Origin of the sequence: Spongiibacter marinus, assembly GCF_016906995.1 — a bacterium.
GTDB classification, from domain to species: domain Bacteria; phylum Pseudomonadota; class Gammaproteobacteria; order Pseudomonadales; family Spongiibacteraceae; genus Spongiibacter; species Spongiibacter marinus.
The window spans coordinates 233,096-251,382 of the sequence record NZ_JAFBBD010000008.1 but is presented as its reverse complement, the minus strand read 5'-3'; the positions used below and the strand labels follow the sequence as shown (position 1 = coordinate 251,382).

21 protein-coding genes are annotated in these 18,287 nt (G+C 55.4%); 1 reads left to right on the top strand and 20 read right to left on the bottom strand.

Features of this window, described 5'->3' with window-relative positions:
* Positions 1 to 17 precede the first annotated feature (17 nt).
* The 15 genes from gspN to HNR64_RS13870 form a co-directional block, all read right to left on the bottom strand.
* The gene (gene gspN / locus HNR64_RS13940; RefSeq protein ID WP_204997034.1) at positions 18 to 737 is read right to left on the bottom strand and encodes a type II secretion system protein N; all 720 of its coding nucleotides are present in this window, start codon (positions 735 to 737) and stop codon (positions 18 to 20) included.
* Positions 734 to 1,216, bottom strand: a complete 483-nt coding sequence (gene gspM / locus HNR64_RS13935) for a type II secretion system protein GspM (protein ID WP_204997033.1) — start codon at positions 1,214 to 1,216, stop codon at positions 734 to 736. The genes gspN and gspM overlap by 4 nt, the downstream gene beginning before the upstream one ends.
* Positions 1,213 to 2,394 (bottom strand): type II secretion system protein GspL, encoded by a 1,182-nt coding sequence (gene gspL / locus HNR64_RS13930; RefSeq protein ID WP_204997032.1) that lies wholly within the window; start codon positions 2,392 to 2,394, stop codon positions 1,213 to 1,215. The genes gspM and gspL overlap by 4 nt, the downstream gene beginning before the upstream one ends.
* Positions 2,391 to 3,371, bottom strand: coding sequence for a type II secretion system minor pseudopilin GspK (gspK, locus tag HNR64_RS13925; protein ID WP_204997031.1), 981 nt, complete (start codon positions 3,369 to 3,371; stop codon positions 2,391 to 2,393). The genes gspL and gspK overlap by 4 nt, the downstream gene beginning before the upstream one ends.
* Entirely contained in the window at positions 3,368 to 3,976 is a 609-nt protein-coding gene (gene gspJ, locus HNR64_RS13920; RefSeq protein WP_204997030.1) for a type II secretion system minor pseudopilin GspJ, read from the bottom strand. The genes gspK and gspJ overlap by 4 nt, the downstream gene beginning before the upstream one ends.
* Positions 3,976 to 4,338, bottom strand: coding sequence for a type II secretion system minor pseudopilin GspI (gspI, locus tag HNR64_RS13915; RefSeq protein ID WP_204997029.1), 363 nt, complete (start codon positions 4,336 to 4,338; stop codon positions 3,976 to 3,978). Before gspI ends, gspJ begins: the two co-directional genes overlap by 1 nt.
* A complete protein-coding gene (gspH, locus tag HNR64_RS13910; RefSeq protein WP_084497864.1) occupies positions 4,335 to 4,841 on the bottom strand; it encodes a type II secretion system minor pseudopilin GspH in 507 nt (168 codons plus the stop codon). Before gspH ends, gspI begins: the two co-directional genes overlap by 4 nt.
* A complete protein-coding gene (gene gspG, locus HNR64_RS13905; protein ID WP_286694871.1) occupies positions 4,816 to 5,259 on the bottom strand; it encodes a type II secretion system major pseudopilin GspG in 444 nt (147 codons plus the stop codon). Before gspG ends, gspH begins: the two co-directional genes overlap by 26 nt.
* A 9-nt stretch (positions 5,260 to 5,268) precedes the next feature.
* The gene (gspF, locus tag HNR64_RS13900) at positions 5,269 to 6,486 is read right to left on the bottom strand and encodes a type II secretion system inner membrane protein GspF (protein WP_204997028.1); all 1,218 of its coding nucleotides are present in this window, start codon (positions 6,484 to 6,486) and stop codon (positions 5,269 to 5,271) included.
* On the bottom strand, positions 6,473 to 7,954 hold the full coding sequence (gspE, locus tag HNR64_RS13895; protein WP_204997027.1) for a type II secretion system ATPase GspE: 1,482 nt from the start codon (positions 7,952 to 7,954) through the stop codon (positions 6,473 to 6,475). The genes gspF and gspE overlap by 14 nt, the downstream gene beginning before the upstream one ends.
* Positions 7,954 to 10,140, bottom strand: a complete 2,187-nt coding sequence (gene gspD, locus HNR64_RS13890) for a type II secretion system secretin GspD (RefSeq protein ID WP_239547856.1) — start codon at positions 10,138 to 10,140, stop codon at positions 7,954 to 7,956. Before gspD ends, gspE begins: the two co-directional genes overlap by 1 nt.
* A complete protein-coding gene (gene gspC, locus HNR64_RS13885; protein WP_027872825.1) occupies positions 10,137 to 11,015 on the bottom strand; it encodes a type II secretion system protein GspC in 879 nt (292 codons plus the stop codon). The genes gspD and gspC overlap by 4 nt, the downstream gene beginning before the upstream one ends.
* Before the next feature lie 183 nt (positions 11,016 to 11,198).
* Positions 11,199 to 11,366, bottom strand: coding sequence for a DUF3012 domain-containing protein (locus tag HNR64_RS13880; protein ID WP_204997026.1), 168 nt, complete (start codon positions 11,364 to 11,366; stop codon positions 11,199 to 11,201).
* Between the two features lie 160 nt (positions 11,367 to 11,526).
* Positions 11,527 to 11,700: a rubredoxin gene (locus HNR64_RS13875; RefSeq protein WP_027872826.1), complete on the bottom strand. Its 174-nt coding sequence runs from the start codon at positions 11,698 to 11,700 to the stop codon at positions 11,527 to 11,529.
* 137 nt (positions 11,701 to 11,837) lie between these two features.
* Positions 11,838 to 12,650 carry a hypothetical protein gene (locus HNR64_RS13870; protein WP_204997025.1) on the bottom strand — a complete coding sequence of 271 codons (813 nt, stop codon included), beginning with the start codon at positions 12,648 to 12,650 and terminating at the stop codon, positions 11,838 to 11,840.
* Positions 12,651 to 12,735: 85 nt separating this feature from the next.
* On the opposite strand from HNR64_RS13870, the gene HNR64_RS13865 reads away from it, so the two are divergent.
* Entirely contained in the window at positions 12,736 to 13,692 is a 957-nt protein-coding gene (locus HNR64_RS13865; protein WP_204997024.1) for a tRNA dihydrouridine synthase, read from the top strand.
* 7 nt (positions 13,693 to 13,699) lie between these two features.
* On the opposite strand, the gene HNR64_RS13860 is transcribed toward HNR64_RS13865, so the two are convergent.
* From HNR64_RS13860 to HNR64_RS13840, 5 genes are all read right to left on the bottom strand, one after another.
* On the bottom strand, positions 13,700 to 14,173 hold the full coding sequence (locus HNR64_RS13860; protein WP_027872829.1) for a DUF2505 domain-containing protein: 474 nt from the start codon (positions 14,171 to 14,173) through the stop codon (positions 13,700 to 13,702).
* A 76-nt stretch (positions 14,174 to 14,249) separates the two neighbouring features.
* On the bottom strand, positions 14,250 to 14,660 hold the full coding sequence (locus tag HNR64_RS13855) for a YeeE/YedE family protein (RefSeq protein WP_204997023.1): 411 nt from the start codon (positions 14,658 to 14,660) through the stop codon (positions 14,250 to 14,252).
* Positions 14,657 to 15,097, bottom strand: a complete 441-nt coding sequence (locus HNR64_RS13850) for a YeeE/YedE family protein (RefSeq protein ID WP_204997022.1) — start codon at positions 15,095 to 15,097, stop codon at positions 14,657 to 14,659. Before HNR64_RS13850 ends, HNR64_RS13855 begins: the two co-directional genes overlap by 4 nt.
* 98 nt (positions 15,098 to 15,195) lie before the next feature.
* The gene (locus tag HNR64_RS13845) at positions 15,196 to 16,698 is read right to left on the bottom strand and encodes a DUF3336 domain-containing protein (protein WP_239547855.1); all 1,503 of its coding nucleotides are present in this window, start codon (positions 16,696 to 16,698) and stop codon (positions 15,196 to 15,198) included.
* A gap of 143 nt (positions 16,699 to 16,841) precedes the next feature.
* Positions 16,842 to 18,152, bottom strand: a complete 1,311-nt coding sequence (locus HNR64_RS13840) for a serine hydrolase domain-containing protein (RefSeq protein ID WP_204997021.1) — start codon at positions 18,150 to 18,152, stop codon at positions 16,842 to 16,844.
* Positions 18,153 to 18,287 lie beyond the last annotated feature (135 nt).

Sequence of the window (18,287 nt, the reverse complement as noted above, 5' to 3'; positions counted from 1 at the left end):
GCATAACGATCAATCCCTTACAAACGCAGCGTGAAGTCCTTCCCGTTGCGCGGCCGCCCAAACATCTGGCTGAGGCTGCGATAAATATCACTCTGCGGTGGTGGCGTTAAACTAATTTGACCGCGAGGTACGCCGCGCGCATCAAGCGTTACGGTGCCACGTAGGCGGTGAGGATTAGCCTCATCGATGACGATCCGCAGTCTACCGGCATCGCAACTGACCTCGGCCCGAATCTGCCCGAGGCTTTCCAAACCGTCGATATCACCGCTTAACTGCCCTATTTCCACATTCCCGGTAAGCGACTGACACCCCTGAGCAGTCAGACTAGCCTCAGATGCCTGCGCATTGAATACGCCGTCAAAGCCCATCGCAGGTACCTGTATCGCCTCGAGCACAGGCGCCAAACGCCCTGTGGCAGTCAGCCCCGAAATCAGTAAGGCATCCCCCTTCACACCTGCCGTTAACGCCACGTTGGCGGGCTCAGCAATAGATAGAGCAAGAGGCTTGCCGGAAAAACTCTGCAGAGGAGACAGCTGCCAACTTACGCCGCGAAGCGTGACACCCTGAACACCAACATGACTGAATTCCCCTCGCCAAAGCGAGCCCTTGGCAACACCCAGCTCAACGCCAGCTAACTGCTCACCCGCTACATCGCTTAGCAGCCAAGCAGGCGCTCGCCAAACAACGCCGACGATAAAAAACAGTATGCAAACAACAATTATCGCTAAGCGCTTCAAGCCTCGCCTCCTAATACCACTCGCAGCGACACTTTACCCGGCACATCTAATCGGCTCATTGAGACGGTGTGCAAGGGCATGCCCGACGCGACCAGAGCATCGATAAAACGCACAATATTGTTGTAGTCGCTATTGCTAACCTGCACCGCATAGCGGCCGCCGCTCTGCGGCTCAATGCGGCTGATGGCAACTGTATATTGCCTGGCAGCGCTGGTGATTTGTTGCTGGGTGGAGCCAGTTACCGTTGTGACCTTACGACCACTGCGTTGCGCCGCGCGCACTTTTGCTGCCGCATCTTGCATCCATAAATACGCCTCTCGACGCTGCTCTAATCGCTCAGACGACTGCTGCTTGGCACTGATAAGAGGCTGCCAGACGGCCAGCCAAATAAGCAGTGGGACACCGACAATCAGCCCTGCCAGCAGAATCGTGCGCTCTCGCTCATTGCGGCTTTCAAACCAATTCATCAACGCGTTCATTGCGCTGCCTCCCGCAGTTCAAGCTGCCCACTAATCCCCTTATCCAACTGCCCAAAGGCGCCCCGCTCCACCTCAAAACCCTGAGAGGCGAGTGCCGCTACCCAGCGATCGACGCCGTCGTAGCTGTCTGCTTCGACGAGAATTTTGATCGCGCTATTGGCATAGGTCATTTGCTGAATACGCAGGGATACATTGCCTTTACTGGCATTGGCAATCCGCTCCAGCCAGGGAAGGAAGTCACTGTCGCTGCGCACGCCCTCCAGAGCATTCAACTGACTGCGCATTTGACTACGCGCGTTCACGACTCGAGCACCGGGGAAAACATCGCGATAAATATCCACCATGCCTTGCTCGTACAGTTCGATCTGGCGACGGTTATCACGAACGTCCAAGGCCAACTGAATAAAATGGGTGAACAGCACCGTTAATAGCAGTATCACTGGACAGCGAAATTGCTTCCATTGCGCCGCACTCTCATCGCGCAACGCGTATGCGCCGCTGAACAAGTCAATTGGCCAGGGCTGCCACAATTTGGCAATCATCGCTAAGCGATGCTCAAAGACCTGATGGTCTTGCTCATTCAAACCCTCAGGCAGCTCAGTACCCTGCAGGTGGTATATTTGCGCGGAGGTATCTTGGCCTGCCGCCAGTTGCCACCAGTAGCTGAGGTTATCTTTGGCGATGGCAATTGCCTGCTGCCCAATATGAGCAACTGCCCGCACGTCATCGATCAGCGCAACATTGGCGGGCAGCGCGGCGTAGTCGGGTACCACCGATTTAATTTTCAAACCGCTGTTGGCCAGTAGGCCGTGCCACAGATCCATGTATTGCCGGTCAACCACCAACACATCGGTGGATTCATTGGCACGGATCGCGCCACAGGCCAGGTGAACGTTTTCCAGGTCACTGCACAGCTGCTCTTCCAGCAAAAATGGTAGCGCCGATAAGCCAACACGGCCCCCTTTTGGCAGCACAACCCGTTGCCAGCTCACCCACTCGCCCGGCACCACGACAAAGCAAGGCAGCGAAGCGAAGCGCTCGGCCAGTGCGGCAAGTGCGCTGGCTTGCGCATCGACAACACCACTGTCGAGCACTTGCTCGGCCTCGGTGTCCCACTGGAGCCATTGCACCGTAGGCTCATGGGGCGCCGGCATTGATAGCAGTAATCGTTCGCTCAAAAAACTTCTCCATATTCCCGCGCATAGGCATAGGCTTTGCCATTGCGAAGTACAAAGCGACTGTATAAGCGCAGTCGGCGCTGCTCGTAAAACACATCGGCCAGCCCGAGAAAATAACTGGACTTCACCCCCAGTCCCGCCTGGAACTCCGCGGCGACCTGTTGCCCCTCTGGAAGACCCAAGCTGGCAATAAAACTCTCAACGGATGCCCACCCTTCCGCAGGACGCTCAGCAATAAGTCGCTGTATCTGCTCCACGGCCAGCAGGTTGCCAATAGCTGCCGCCAATAATGGGGCATCTTCCTCGCCCAGCGTATTAATATTCAAGCGGGTATCAAACTCGGGCAGCGCACATAAAAAGGGCCGCAGTGCCTCCTGCTCCTCCGCGTCAAAATCGGCAAATAAGCCCAGCTCACTCACCGAATCAATGGCCTGATTGGGCGGCAGGTAGGGATAATCCTCACCACTGTAGCTCAAATCTTCCGCCCCAAAAGGGCCCTCGGGCGAGAAGTCACTATCCACCCAGTCGCTTAAGCGCTGGCCGATATACTCAGCGCGCTGCACATCGACGTCCACATTCAACAGCAACAACTCAAACACTTGTTGCGCGCCGCTCTTCTGGCCACTCTGTTCGCTGCCATCAGGCCGGTGCAGGCGATTGACATTAAAGCAAGCCTGCTGATCATCGATAAGCCCTGCGATAGAGCCGCCCTCCACGGGGAAGACAACATCGCGGCGCGCCCAGTTCTGATTCAGTGCGATAACGTCCTCGCCCGCCACATCTTCCAGCGACTTCGCAGCGATGTACTCGCCGCCCAACGCATACCAATAGGCCTGATCCATGTAGCGTTGATTCAACAGCCGCTGACTGCTGTAGCGCACTGATTCCACCAGGTTTACTGACAACACCAACATAATGGCGACCATCAGCAATACCATTAGCAGCGCCGCACCGCGCTGCGTCGACGGCAGATTCATGGCACCAGCTCCGGCAGCACAACGTTCATCTCGATGCCTGGCCACGGGCCAACATCCAACTCGACGCGCAGACCCTTGGGCTGCAGGGCATTTAACTGCGTGCTGGGCGGCCAAAAATTGGTCCAGCGACTGCCGTCATAAAAACTGACAACAAAGCGATCCACCCCCTCGAGCATCACGCGTTTTTGCCAGGGGCTATTCTGTGTTGGGTCGGCAACGCCCGCGCTGTGGCGCTGCAACTGCCCGTCTTCAAGCCGGTATTGCACACGCTCCAGGGTGCTGGCTAAACGCTGCCCCGGCAATACACGGCGGCCACCGTGAACAAACTCCAACTCACTGTTTTCACCAATCTGTTCAGCGACGATTCTTGCCCCCATCGCGTCACCTTGTTCATCCCGGGGAATCCGCGGCGTAAGTTGCTCCAAATCCCGGCGCATCATCTGCAGGGCCAGTGCAAGGCGCTCCAGCTGGTATTGGCGCTTAGCGACCTGCTCTTGATTCGACAGTGCGCCATTCAGCATGGCGCTGGCCATCGCGCCCAATAAGGCCATGATGCCGATGGCAATCAGTAGCTCGACAAGGGTAAACCCGCCCTGCCTGCGCATTACTGGTCCACCTTTTTCGGCATATAGGCGCTGCGGCTGGCTAAGGTGTCTTCGTCGCCAGAGAGCTGAACACTGATATCCACTCGGCGAATAGCGGGGTCCGGTGTATCACTCAAGCGCCGACGCCAAACAAAATCGTAACCCGCAAGGCTTTTCTCCCCCAGATTACGGTTCCCGTAACCCTCCCGAAGAATGTCTATCAGCAGGTTTTGTGCGAGCAGGTCGGCAAATTGGCGCTTCTCAAACTCACCGGTGCTTAGTGTCGCTTCGCTCAGGCTCTTGCTCAAGGCCACCGCCGCCGTAGCAAAAATCATCAGCGCAACCATAATCTCAAGCAGTGTAAACCCGCGTTGATCCCTCACCGCGCCGCCTCCGGTCGCAAGCGGTCATCAACACTGATAGAGCCGCCATCGGCAGATAATAAGCGCCATTGAAATGGACTGGTCTGGCCGTCGCCCAAAAACAGTATCTGGGGTGTCAATACGCGCCGGTCATCACCCTCAGGCAGATTTAATGGCTCGCCTGCTAACAGGATTTCACTGCGCAAGTCGTCGTCTATCTCCAAAGGCTTGGCCAATGGCCCCTGAGTAATGGCTGACCAGCCGTCGGCATTGCGGCTCAGAAAGCGGCCTTTATCGCCATCCCACAACAAGCCCAAACTGCGGCCACTAAACACCGCTTCTGCCCTTGCTGTACGCAGCGCCAGCAGAATTACCGCGCGATTCTCTCGCAGCAGTTCTTCGCCACCTCTGCTGGGCAGAGTCAGCACGGCAACACCGCTCATCAGGCCAATAATAAAGATAACGACCAACAGCTCCAGCAAAGAGAAGCCGCGTTGACTACTCCTGCCAGTTGACGATGTCACGGGCTAACTCCTCACCGCCCTCTTCACCATCAGCTCCGGTGGAATACAGGTCGTAGGGGCCGTGCTCACCAGGCTGGATGTAATTATAGGGGTTACCCCAGGGGTCCTCAGGCAGGCGCTTAATATAGCCATTGCTGCGATAATTTTTTGGCGAGGGGCCCGTTTCAGGCCGTTTAACCAGCGCCATCAATCCTTGATCGGTGGTTGGGTAAACGTGGTTGTCCAGCTTGTACATATCCAGTGACTGTTCCAACACCGCTATATCTGCGCGGGCCTTCTCCACCATCGCTCGGTCCTGGTTTTGCAGTACATTCGGAGCAACAACGGCCACCAAGAGCCCCAAGATGACGATAACGACCATGATTTCCAACAGTGTGAAACCCTGTTGGCGGCGAGAACTCAATGCACGCGACTCCACGTCGACCTCCTAAAACTGAGTAAGGTTATTCAATTGCAGTATCGGCAGCAGAATTGCCAACACGATCGCTAAGACTACCAGCCCCAAAACCACGATTAACAGGGGTTCAAAAAGGCTGACAAACATTTGCACACGAGCCTGAAGCTCGCGCTCCAGGTTGGCGGCGGCGCGCTGAACCATCTGCTCCAACTCGCCACTGGATTCGCCACTGGCGATCATATACACCGCCATTGGAGGCAATTCCGCTTCATCCTGTAAACACCGGCTAAAGCTCTTGCCCTCGCGCACCTGCTCGCGCACGCGATCCATGCTTTGTTTTAAATGCTCATTGCCCAGCGTTGCACAGGCCACTTTCAGCGTTTCCAAAAACGGTACCCCCGACGACAGCAAAATCGCCAGCGTACGCAGCATGCGCGCCGCGTCCAGCTCCAGCATCAGCAATCCCCAAAGCGGCACCTTCAATACCCAGCGATGAGCTCGCAAGCGCCGTTGCGGATCGCGCATCCATAGATAAACGCCCGACGCGACGGCCGCTATCGCAAGAATCATCACATACCAGTAGCTGGCGAGGCCGTCGCTGATGCTAATCAGTGCCCGTGTTAAAAACGGCAGCGTCTGATCGTAGTGTTCAAACTGCGCGGTGACCTTTGGAACAACATAGGTCATTAGCGCGGTAATGACGCCGATGGCGACAAAACACAATACCACGGGATAGAGCGCCGCCTGCACAATCACTCCCCGCAGCTTTTGGCTGTCTTCGGTGTATTCTGCAAGCTGATTTAACACCTCTGCCAAATCACCGGATTTTTCGCCAGAGCTGACCAGTGCACGGTAAACAGAACTAAACACGTGGGGGTGATCGTTCAGTCCATCGGCGAGCGAGTGCCCCTCCAATACCCGCGAACGCAATTCCAGAATTATACGCTTGAGCGCCTCTTTGCGACTGTGCTTTGCCGTTGCCGCCAAGGCCTCTTCGACCGGTATTCCGGAATGTATCAGTGTTGCTAAGTGGCGGGTGAACAGCGCCAGATCGGCAATACCGATGCGCGGCCGCGACAACGACAGGCCACCCTTACCGGAAGATTTATCGCGCGTGGCTTTTACTTCTACCGGAAATAACTGCTGATCCCGCAGGGCTTGCCTTGCCATGCGGATCGAATCGGCTTCGACGATGCCCTTGCGACTGGCGCCGCCAGCGTCGAGTGCTCGGTACTCAAAGGCCGGCATCGGCACCCTCGCGAACGCTGCGCAACAATTCGTCGAGGCTCGTTTGGCCTTCGAGTACCAGCCGCCGCCCCTCTGACATCAGCGTTGTCATTCGGGCACTGGCATAGCGCTGAATCTCCTGCTCGCCGGCGCGATTGTGGATCATTTCCGCCAGTTCCCTGTCGATCACCAACAATTCATAGACGCCCTGGCGACCGCGATAACCAGAGTGCTGGCACGCTTCGCAGCCACCGGCATTGTAGGCTTGCTGACCCTCTAACTGGGTATCGCCCAGCAGGCGCGCTTCCGTCGCATCCAGCGTTATTGGCTGGCGGCAGGACTGACACAAACGACGCACCAGGCGCTGTGCCAATACACCTTTTAAGCTCGACGCAATCAAGTATGGTTCTACACCGATGTCGACCAGACGCGTAATGGCGCCGATGGCGGTGTTGGTGTGCAGGGTCGATAACACCATGTGCCCGGTTAACGATGCCTGTACGGCAATTTCGGCCGTCTCTTGGTCGCGTATCTCGCCGACCATCACAACATCAGGGTCCTGGCGAAGAATCGCCCGCAGGCCCCTCGCGAAGGTCATACCCACTTTGGCATGCACTTGCGTCTGACCGATTCCTTCAATGTCGTACTCTACCGGGTCTTCCACGGTGAGAATATTCCGCTTGCGGTCGTTCAAGGCCATCAACCCAGCATAAAGCGTGGTGGTTTTACCGGAGCCGGTCGGCCCGGTCACCAGGATAATACCGTTGGGCTGATGCAACAGGTCGGTCAGTTTCGCCAGCGTTCTCTCGGGCATACCCAGATGAGATAGATCGATTCGCGCAGCCTGTTTATCCAGCAGGCGCATCACCACACGCTCGCCGTAATTCGATGGAATGGTCGACACCCGCACGTCCACCGAACGACCGGCGATCCGCAGTGACACACGACCATCCTGGGGCACCCGCTTTTCCGCAATATCGAGGCGAGACATCACCTTTATGCGCGACACCAGCAAGGGCGCGAGGCGGCGGTTGGGCGTTAATACTTCTTGCAGAATGCCGTCCACTCGCAAGCGAACCGACATGGTTTTCTCGTAGGTTTCAATATGAATATCGGAAGCGTCGCGCTTTAGCGCTTCACCGAACAAGGCATTAATCAGGCGGATAACAGGGGCGTCATCCTGCGCGTCCAACAGATCCTGAGACTCGGGGATCTCCTCAGCCAAGCGGTCAAGGTCCACTTCGTCGCTGATATCGCCCATCGCCGACATCGCATCGCCCTGCTGGCGCTGAAAAGCCTCGTTAATCTTCTCTTGCAGCGCGTCCTCATCACATAGCGCCATTGAAAAAGACGTATTCAGTGCGCGCTGAACCTCTGCTAAGGCAGACGCTGGCGTGGTGCGGCAAACCAGCACCTGAGGGCCGTGCTCGCCGTCCTCCACCAACAGGCGATTAGTGCGTGCAAAAGCGTAACTTAACGGGCGCGACATCAGGCTTGGCCATCCTCAGCGCCGTCGCAGCGGCGCGGCATCTTCGAGCCAGCGCGTACCCGGCGACTGCATTCGTCCTTGCGCCACTCTATGGGCTCGGCCGTAACCGGCGCTTCCTCTGCCGGGCTGGCAGCGGCGCCCTGCTGCGCCGGTGGTTGCGGCGCTGGTGCATTCTGCGGTGCCGGTTCAGTGTCGGCGGCTGGCGATGCCTTAACCGGCGGCTCAGCCAGGGTTTCGCGGGGCAGTAAATCTACCGGCGACGGCTCCAGGCCGGACCATTCTGGTAACACCGATAGCTCGGTGAATGGGAACAAGGAAATACCGGATGCAGCTTTAGCTAACTGCTCGGTGCGAATAAAGTTGTACTTTCTGCCACTGAGTTCAGAGAGTGTTGCCTGGTCACGGACGATCGTTGGCCGGATAAACACCATCAAATTGCGCTTGGACATGCTGGTGTTGTCCGCGCGAAACAATCTGCCCAACAGGGGGATATCGCCCAACAACGGCACCTTCGCCGTCTGCTCATTGACCTGATCATCAATAAGGCCGCCCAGCACAATTGTTGCGCCGTCGTTCACCAGTACTGTCGTTTTTATGGTGCGCTTATTGGTAATAACATCGGCGGCATTGGTTGCCGGGCTGAGCGAGGAGACCTCCTGTTCGATGGTCATTTGCACAGCATCGCCATCGTTAATCTGCGGCGTCATCAGGAGCTTAGTCCCCACCTCTTGCCGCTCGATGGTCTGGAAAGGATTGGTATTTGTGGAGCTGGCAGTTGAACCAGTGATCACCGGAATTTCCTGCCCCACCAGAATAGACGCCTCTTCGTTGTCCAAGGTGAGCAGGCTGGGCGTAGAGAGAATATTTGACTCCGAGTCACTCGCCAACGCCGAGACCAGGGTAGCGAAGCTAAAGCCATCCGACAGTTTCCCAAGACCGATGGCAGCGCCCTTGACCGTCGATGCCGCTGCCGCCGCAGCATCGCTGCCAGCCAACAGACTAATGATTCCCGGTGTGCCGCTGGTACCGGATGCACCGCCGCCGAAATTAATGCCGCCTGCGGGTGTGCTGCCCTCTTGAGACCCTCTGAACAACCACTGCACGCCTAACTCTTTGGCCTTGCTGTCCGTCACTTCAATAATGATGGCTTCGACCAACACCTGGGCACGACGGATATCCAGGTCGCGAATGATTTTTTCCAAGTCAGAGATAATATGTGGGCTACCCGACATGACGATGGAGTTCGTCTGCTCGTGGGCTTCAATGTTAATTGACGAAGACACGCCCGGCGCCGCATTTCGGCCCGCGCTTTGCTCATCTTTAACAATGGTGTCGCTTATGCTTTTCAGAACTTTTGCCAGTTCCTCCGCTTTGGCGTACTTCAGGTACTTAACGCGGATATTTGATTGGCTGGACACCTCGCTATCCAGGTCAGCGACAAGCCGGCGCAAGTAACTACGCGCCTCGTCGTCACCAAACAGAATAAGCGTATTCGTCCGTGGGTCCGCCGCGACAACAGGTTTGGATGATCCCCGTTTGCGCGTTTGTTGCGACAGCACTTTGTTTAAAACGCGCTCCACCTCTTCCGCCGACGAATTACGCAACACCACGGTCTCCATCAACTGGGAGTCGACAGAGTTAACGGCCGAGATGATCGACATCAAACGGCGAACATTGGATTCGCGATCGGTAATCAAGATGATATTGGCATCGGAGTAACTGGTGATTACCCCGACTTTATTGTCGACAAGCGGCCGTAATGACTTCACCAGCTCGTCGGAATCCGCATTTTGCAGCTGCGCGATGCGGGTAATGATGGACTCACTGCGACCCACTGCGGCGGAGGAACGCTGAACCTCAATGCCTTCTATTTTCGCCGCTTGATTTGGAATAACTTTGAGCACACCGTCGCCGGCCTCGACCGCAGAGTAACCCTCTACCCCGAGCTGCAGCAGGAAGATTTGATACAGTTCATCGGCGTCGAGTTTTCTGTGGCTCTGAACGCTGACCTTGCCCTTCACTCGGCTGTCTACAACAATGGTTTTGCCCGTCAATTTGGCAACCGTGTCGATAAATTCACCGATATCCACATTTTGCATGTCGAGTTCGAAGCGTTCGGCATAAGCGGCTTGCAGCGGCGCGGCCAGTACCACCAGCAGTGATAGGCTCAGGAGAAAAGTTTTCATATATCCAATCTTTTACTCAAAATCGTATTGTTGCGCTGCACAAGCAGCTCGAAGGATTGCGTGGTTTCCATCAGCTTCATTAATTCGGTAGTCGGCAACTCCGACAACGACTGGCCATTCACCGATAAAACGACATCGCCTGGCTTCAAATCAAGCAGTTTAAAAAGGCGTGGATCGCGCCCCGGTTTCATCTCGTAGCCAATCAGCTGCTCGCCCTCCATTACCGGGCTCGCGGCAAAAAAGCGCGCCAAACGCAGCGGGCTATTTTGAATTGTCTGCCGCGGGTCGCCGATAAGATCGCGAATTTCAGCACGATTCAGGTCGATCACATCGCCGTTCGCCGCTGAGGGAGTGGCTGTTGCGCTAATCCCCTGGCTCACGCGGCGTTTTTGCAGTTCAATTTTTTCCTGCTTGCGGTTGTTCTCAATCACAATGTGGTCAGGCATTACCGCCAACAGTTTCACGGCCCCAGCCACTTCTATCTTTTCCCCCACACCGTAGGCTTTAGTCTTGCTGCCGTGGCGCAGAATCGCCACGCCACTGTCTTTGCTGCCGGCAACAACGCCAAGCACGGTAATTTTCAGACGGCTGCGCTTGATATCCTTCTGGATCGTCTGTTCATCCACCGCCGCCTTGGGTGGCTCGCCAAACAGGGGGACGGCTAGCAAAGACTGGACACTGTAGTCAGGGCCATTGCCTGTCGCAACATCAACCGTGGCAACGCTGGCCGGGGGCAACGTTGGCGTGCGCAAGATGCTGGCGACACTCCAAAATAGCTCGGTCAGCAACACAATCAACAACACTAAAAGCAAGGCGCTGATGGCGGAGCGCAACTGGGAGCTACGCAAAATTTTTACTACCGCCAATTTATCCACAGTTGTACATCATCCCTACCGTTGTAGCTAAGCGACGCATAGTAGAGAAACAGTGTGACATTTTTCTTACCACGAACGACGCTTTTGCAAGGTTTTAGCCGGAGTCAGCCAGGCTTGCAATGCCCTTTTCATCAAACCGTCATCAAAACCGGGCAAAGCTACCCGGCCCGGACAGGCTTATCACTATTTAAATACGCAGTGTTTGGTGTAGTCGCTTGCTTCGTTGACGCTCCAATCACCTTTGGGCTTTTCCTTCATCGCCGCGCACCATGCCTCGGAACCCACTTCGGGAGCACAGGCGGCCGCCAACAACAGTGAAGATAATAACAAGGCTTTTTTTATCATTTGCATAGTTACCTCTGGTCTTGGACAGTTGAACGACGCTTTTGCGCCAAATCCGGCCTAGTGTAACAGAGGCAATGTGCGAGGCGCACAGTGGAAGGTAATTTTTGAGGGGTGCTGCACTCTGCTGAAAATCAGCGGCAGAGTGCAGTGTCGGTGATGCAGGTGGCTAAGCCTCAACCATATCGAAGTCGAACTTACTAATACCACAATCGGGGCACTCCCAGTCCTCGGGAACATCGTCCCAGCGTGTGCCAGCGGGAATACCGTCATCGGGAATACCCTCTGCCTCATCATAAATGAAGCCACAGATAACACATTCCCATTTTTTATAGTCGCTCATCGTTCTCTCCGTACAGTGCTGCGGGGCAGCTGAGTCGCCGCTATTGTTTGGCTCAGTATACTACCCGAGAGGCCGACAAAATATTAAGGAAAGTCAATCATTTCGCAAGAAAATGCGCACTGAATTCTGCGAAGCAACTACTCGGCTGCGAGGCGAATCATTGCCTGAACGGTCGCTGGCAAGGACACTAATACTATCTTGGTGCTCTGTTGCTTCTGCGCCAAAGTAATGGTGATCGCCTCCACCTCGTCGAGACGCTCATACAAGTCGCTCAACGCCTCGCTATCGCTCAGCGCAATGCCATTGACGGCGTGCAAGCGATCGCCGCTACGAAGCGGCAGCTGGGAAAAAAGGCGTTCATCTTTGCCCGGGTAAAGGTAGTACTCCCGCTCACCGGAGTCCGACTTCTTACGCTCTACTTTCACCGCCCCGCGCAGCGACAGTGGCGAGGTATACAAGCGCTCAAGGTATTCAGCAACCAATGTGGTGACAGCATTGTTGCCACGCAGATCAACGGTCTCCACCCTCGCTGCTGGCTGGGGCCTGCCAGTCGCCAGCGGCTTATAGTGGAAGCCACCGCCGCCAATGGGCAACAATTGATACGCCCCACAACTGTCCAGCAGGAGGCTCGCGTCCAGAATTTCTGCAACGCGCAGGCAGGGCGCCGCCAAGGTATCACCCGACCGCACAAAGCGCTCCTGCCCGTCAACCGCAACCAGGGCCTGTTCGACCCCCTGCGCTTGTTGTACGGCCAAACCCACGACGACTCTGCGGGTCTCGGGCTCCTCACCAAACCACTGCGCGTCGTCGGCGTTAAAGATTTCTGACTCTTCGGCCAGCGCCTCGGCATCCGGCGCTATCGAGTAGGCCTGAACCACAGCCAGCACTACGCCAGCTATAACGGCCAGTAGCAATATCGACAATATGCCGGAACGTTTAGTCACTGCCATGGTAAATTCCCCAAAGATGCCGGCAAGCTCGCTATAATGCGCCGACATTGATCGCCTATTTTACGTTTCTCAGAGCATCCACGCCATGCAAATTCATCTTGCCCCGATGGAGGGTGTCGTCAACGCACGCATGCGCGCACTGCTGGCCAGCGCAGGCGGCATCGACCGCTGTATTACCGAATTTGTTCGCGTCACCAACCAACTGCTGCCGCCAAGGGTGTTCCATCGCCTCTGCCCTGAACTGCAACACGACGGCAAAACCCCCAGTGGCGTTCCAGTGTACGTTCAACTGCTGGGCAGCGAGCCGTTACCGATGGCCGACAACGCCGCGCGCGCGGCGGAGCTGGGCGCACTGGGCGTCGATCTAAACTTCGGCTGTCCAGCTAAATGCGTCAATCGCCATCGAGGCGGTTCTGTGCTGCTGGACGAGCCCGAGCTGATCCATAACATCGTGGGTGAAATCCGAGCGGCTTTGCCCAAGCACTGTCCTTTGACCGTAAAAATCCGCCTGGGTTACCGCGACCGCAGCCGCTTTTTGGATGTCGTCGCCGCCATTGTGGACGGTGGTGCCCAGCAGCTGACAGTACACGCTCGCACGCGCGACGACGGTTACACGCCGCCCGCCCACTGGCATGAAATCGCCCCGGCAGGCGAGCGTTTCGCAATTCCCATTGTCGCGAACGGTGAAATATGGAGCCCTACAGATGCCGAGAAATGCCTAAATGACAGTGGCTGCAACGATATTATGCTGGGTAGAGGAATTCTGTCGCGCCCAGATCTCGCCCTGTCGATTAAAGCCGCGCAGGCTGGCGATGGCTACCAAGACAAAGACTGGCAGCAGATATTTCCAATGGTGCGCGAGCTGTTTCAGGACAGCCTGATCAACTGTGCGCCGCGCCACGTTGGCGGGCCCGTGAAACAGTGGCTGGGATATTTGCGCCGCCACTACCCAGAGGCCGCAGGGCTATTCGAAGAGATCAAACGCCTGCGCGCGCCGCAGGATCTGCAGGCTGCATTACTGGATCGCCAGCAAGCAGCCTGAGAAGGACTTAGCCAAGATCTGACTTGAGGTAGTTCAACTCATCCACCGCACCGCTATCGGTCTGGGACAAGACGAATTTCTCAACTTTGCCACCAACCAGGGGGATCTTTGCCTTGCAGCGATGGCTGACGCGGTATTCACAACCACTGCCTTTTGGCTGAAGCGACATTTCTGCAGACAGCACCACCGGCTGGCCGTCTACGGTAATCTGAATGGTACCGGACCATCCGTCACCATCGGCCTGCCACTCTTCGACAAATTTGAGCGTTTGCTTCGGGTTAAAAACCTTAGCCAGTACTGACGGCAACTCCCTCGTCACTTCACGCGTCATATGCACAGTAAGCGTGTCACCGTGATCCTCAATTTCGCAATCGGCGCTGAGTTCACCCAGCGCTAAACTGCGTTCCACACGAAAATCAGGGTCTTGAAGTCGGTTCCATACCGTTTCCAGATCCTGCTCAAATTGCAAACTTACCGTCATGAGCACTCCCATCGCGCTAGGCGCTTATTTTTTAAGAGCCTGCAGTTTACACTCAATCCGGCACTTTCCACAGGCGCTATCGCGACATAAACTGCCGCTGAAGGATCATGCCGGCAAGCATTGCCAGGGCAAACACAACAAAGTGACCAATACCGCTGAGTATCGCTACCAGTGCCGGAGCGGGACAAAGACCACTCAAGCCCCATCCCATGCCAAACAGCACGGCTCCGGCCACAAGCTTGCGGTCAATATCCTTGCGTTCGGGCAAGTGAAAACGCTCAGCAAATTTCGGTTTACCCGCTTTAAAAACGAAAAAATAGGCGGGTGTTGCAACTACAAGCGCTGCGCCCATAACAAAGGCTAAACTCGGATCCCACACCCCGAAGAGGTCGAGGAAATTCTGTACCTTGGCCGGATTGGCCATTCCGGAAATCGCAATACCAGCGCCAAACAAGGCCCCCGCCAACACTATGACAATATTCTTCACAGGCCTTCTCCCAGTACATGGCGCATCACAAATACCGTAACAAAGCCGCTCAACATGAATAGGCACGTGGCGACAATCGAGCGCCAGGAAAAACGCGAGATGCCGCATACGCCGTGACCAGAGGTGCAGCCTGAGCCCATAGACGTACCGACACCAACGAGTACGCCTGCGGCAACCAGCACCGGCGTCGACACCAGGGGCTGAATATCGTCTAGTGCCCCACTTAGCGCCGCTGTTGCGCCCGCGCCAATGAATAACCCCAGCAGGAACAGCAGTCGCCAGTTACGCTCCTCACCGTGTTCCAAGGCTGCCCCGGCAACGATTCCGGATATCCCGGCAATACGGCCCACAGACCACATAAGCAAAACGGCTGACAAGCCAATTAAGGCGCCACCAAAAGCTGATATATAGGGGGTAAAGGTTGTAGGTTCGACCATACTACTCTCCGTTGTTAGGCAGGCCTGAGGAAAGCAAATAGTACGAGCAGCCCCGCTGCGGTTCAAGCTCAAGCGGGGCTTAGCGGGAGATTAATGACTTAGGCGCGACGGCTTCGCGGCATCTCTGCGCCGAGGTGGTGTTGGTGATTCTTACCCAGTCGCACCATCTCTTCATCTTCATAGCGTTCCAAAATATCTGCCAACTTCCGGCTGATCTTGGTACTGGTACGAATCATTTCAATTTTCGGCCAGGTCGCTCGCTCCCCTTCTTTGATAAAGAAGCGCAATTGATCTTCTGTCAGCTCATTGAGAAGCTTGCGCGGATCAAAAAAGCGGTAGCGCGGGATAATATTAATGTCCCCTGTGTACTCTTGACTGATGACCGCATTGGCCATATTCGCCAGCCGTCGCACCTTTGGTGAGGACTTAAAGTATTTTTGAATCAGGCCGTTGCTAACCTTGTACCACTCTTTAAGGCTACGCATTGTGAAGTGCCGCAGTGACTTAACGACACCCGCCTGATCCAACTTCGCATCGTGCAACATCCACAGCACAATGGGATTGGTCTGGCTGACAATAAAGTGGTTCACGCCGTACAGGCGGGATAAACGCTTAGCAGGCAAATCGTCACTGAAGGAACCATCGATCCAACGGCGCGTCGCCAAATAGGGCTGGGGATGTCCGTGGACGTTTTTCGCCTCTAACATCACTGGCGGAAATACGCCGGGTACTGCACACGATGCGAGAACCGCTTTGCGAATATAGACGTTGGGCGAGGCAACCGCATTGAGTAGGCGAGAAGTCTGGTGAACATCAGACGGCGAGACCGAAATGTTAATGTGGCGACCGGTTTTTTCAAAGGCCTCCTGGAAGGTCATATCCGGTACCAGCTTGGCGATCTTCTCCTTGAGCATGCGGTGATTGATGCGAGGAGTCGTGCTGGACAGGTCGTTGTTGACCAGCTCCATTTCTAAGCGCAATTCCTGCAACAAGTTATCGGTATCGAGGAAATACCCCAACTCTTCGTCAGTTTTTGTGCCGAGCACGGCAGCGATCAGCGAGCCGGCACTGGCGCCGGAAATAACGTCGGGCAAAAGGTCTTGTTCGATCAGCGCCTTAACCACACCAACGTGGAAATTGCCCAGTATCGCCCCGCCACTGAGCATCAACGCCGACTTCCCGTAACACTTATTCGCGCGACGGAAAAAGTCCAAGCGCTCCACAAAGCCGGGCTGATCACAGTCCAAATTACTCAGGTGATCCAGGGCATCGACAATGGCATCGACGTAGTCGCCAATCAGCTCCTTGGTGCCAAATTTTGCACGGGAGTACAGCACGGGCTTACCCATGCCACCCATATTGCCGTGTATCCCTTCATTGAGGGTGAACAGCAGCCCAATATTGTCGTTATTCTCGCGAAAATACCTGAGACGCTCGAGTCGAGAACGAATCGAGGCGTAATCGTACAAGCTAGTCTTGTCTATCTTCTTCCAGTGAGCCCGACCCGAGCTGCGATCGTGTTCCTGAGCCAGCGACTTCCACTCATCAAAGCTGGAGGCTTCCTGCAATTTCTTGTCGAGCTTCTTAATTGTAGAGGGCATGGTCTTCCTGTTTTAGCCGTGTACCAGGGCAATAACACATCACCGTAGCAGCTTGTGTGCGAACTGAGTATCAGCACTGATGCTTAGTTCACTAGTGCCAGTTAGTTATACAATAATAACAGAGTCGGTGAACAATAAAATGACTAGGTGTTCAACGAAAATCGCGGCATTTTACTGTTCAATATCTCCATGTTCTTGCATGGCGCGCAACGCGTGCTGATTCCGTCCACCAAGCCCAGCAAGCTCAGTATATGATTGCCCACAACGGGCTTGCCGGTATTGAGAATGGACACCGCGATATCCCGCTGGGGGTCTGCCCAACAAAGGATATTAGAAAATCCTAAGTGCCCGTAAGCGTAGGGTGTATTACGCCCGTACACGCCAATGTGACGGCCACCTAACATAGCGCCAGCACTATATCGCATGGGAATAATCAGCGAGCGATCAAATTGTGGGCGCGCCGCCTCCCGTGTAAGGCGGTTGACTGTCAGCGGCGATAACACCTGCTTACCCTGCCACTGCCCTTGTTGCACCAACATTTGGAAAAAACGACTGGCTTCTTCAGCCGTTGCGTACAGGTTGCCCGCTGGGATTTGCGCGTTTAAGAAGTCTGCGGTGTTGGACAAATGCACAACGGAATCGACATCCGTTCCCAGCACCTTCTCTAAATGCCGGCCTACCGGGCCGATATTCGCCATACCACTAATATAATTTTCAGCGACGTGGTGGTGGTCCGCTTCTTCCAGCCCGTAACGGAAAAAGCGCATGCCCATGGGCTTGCGGATCACTTCATCCAGGTAGGTATTAATGTCTTTGCCCGTGCATATCCGAATAAGCTCGGCGAGCACGAAACCACCGGTGATTGCATGGTAGGCAACGACCCTGCCGTCTTCACATAAGGCCGGTTCCGCGCAGATTTTCTCCAGCGCGGCCTGCGGATCAAAAAGAATCTCCGTTGGCGTGCCCGGTGGCACACCCGGAACGCCCGCGCGATGCGCCAATAGCTGGTAAATGGTGATATTCGCCTTCCCGCCCTGAGCAAACTCGGGAATGTAGTGACTGACCGGATTGAGGAGGTCAATCAGTCCATCTTCAGCAAGCTTGTGGATCAGTACCGCCGTTACCACCTTGGAGGCGGAAAATAAGCACACGGGGGTATTCAGCTCGGCAACCTCGGGTTCGCCGCTTTCCAAGCCGCGCGCGTAGCCAATACTGCGATTAATCAAAAGCTTACCGTTGCGACGAAGGGTCATGCTAACCATCGGGTGCATACCGCTGCGGTGTAAAGCCTCCGCTTTCTGCCATATCGCATCGACATCGCCTGCTTCCATTCCCGTCCCTTCGGGAGAAACTTCAGCGCTATCAATAATCGCTTTGCTCGTGGCGAGGTGCTCGGCACCCGGCGCACGAAAAATCTTGTTACTCAATGACTTGCATTGCTTGGAAAGCAGCATAACTACACTCTTTGGTCGACACAGCGCCCCGGAAATCAGGTTACTGCACAATAACGCATAGTTATAGCATGCCAAAAGAGTGTGAACTAGAGCCGAAATGGAGTAGAAATCCGGGCATTTGAGCAAACTGTGGCA

What these genes read in the sequence shown, in the direction of transcription:
- gspE (WP_204997027.1), bottom strand. Translation starts at nt 7,954, where the DNA reads ATGTCGCGCCCGTTAAGTTACGCTTTTGCACGCACTAATCGCCTGTTG.
- HNR64_RS13875 (WP_027872826.1), bottom strand. Translation starts at nt 11,700, where the DNA reads ATGAGCGACTATAAAAAATGGGAATGTGTTATCTGTGGCTTCATTTAT.
- HNR64_RS13850 (WP_204997022.1), bottom strand. Translation starts at nt 15,097, where the DNA reads ATGGTCGAACCTACAACCTTTACCCCCTATATATCAGCTTTTGGTGGC.
- gspD (WP_239547856.1), bottom strand. Translation starts at nt 10,140, where the DNA reads ATGAAAACTTTTCTCCTGAGCCTATCACTGCTGGTGGTACTGGCCGCG.
- gspK (WP_204997031.1), bottom strand. Translation starts at nt 3,371, where the DNA reads ATGAATCTGCCGTCGACGCAGCGCGGTGCGGCGCTGCTAATGGTATTG.
- HNR64_RS13865 (WP_204997024.1), top strand. Translation starts at nt 12,736, where the DNA reads ATGCAAATTCATCTTGCCCCGATGGAGGGTGTCGTCAACGCACGCATG.
- HNR64_RS13845 (WP_239547855.1), bottom strand. Translation starts at nt 16,698, where the DNA reads ATGCCCTCTACAATTAAGAAGCTCGACAAGAAATTGCAGGAAGCCTCC.
- gspM (WP_204997033.1), bottom strand. Translation starts at nt 1,216, where the DNA reads ATGAACGCGTTGATGAATTGGTTTGAAAGCCGCAATGAGCGAGAGCGC.
- HNR64_RS13870 (WP_204997025.1), bottom strand. Translation starts at nt 12,650, where the DNA reads ATGGCAGTGACTAAACGTTCCGGCATATTGTCGATATTGCTACTGGCC.
- HNR64_RS13880 (WP_204997026.1), bottom strand. Translation starts at nt 11,366, where the DNA reads ATGCAAATGATAAAAAAAGCCTTGTTATTATCTTCACTGTTGTTGGCG.
- gspF (WP_204997028.1), bottom strand. Translation starts at nt 6,486, where the DNA reads ATGCCGGCCTTTGAGTACCGAGCACTCGACGCTGGCGGCGCCAGTCGC.
- HNR64_RS13840 (WP_204997021.1), bottom strand. Translation starts at nt 18,152, where the DNA reads ATGCTGCTTTCCAAGCAATGCAAGTCATTGAGTAACAAGATTTTTCGT.
- HNR64_RS13860 (WP_027872829.1), bottom strand. Translation starts at nt 14,173, where the DNA reads ATGACGGTAAGTTTGCAATTTGAGCAGGATCTGGAAACGGTATGGAAC.
- gspJ (WP_204997030.1), bottom strand. Translation starts at nt 3,976, where the DNA reads ATGCGCAGGCAGGGCGGGTTTACCCTTGTCGAGCTACTGATTGCCATC.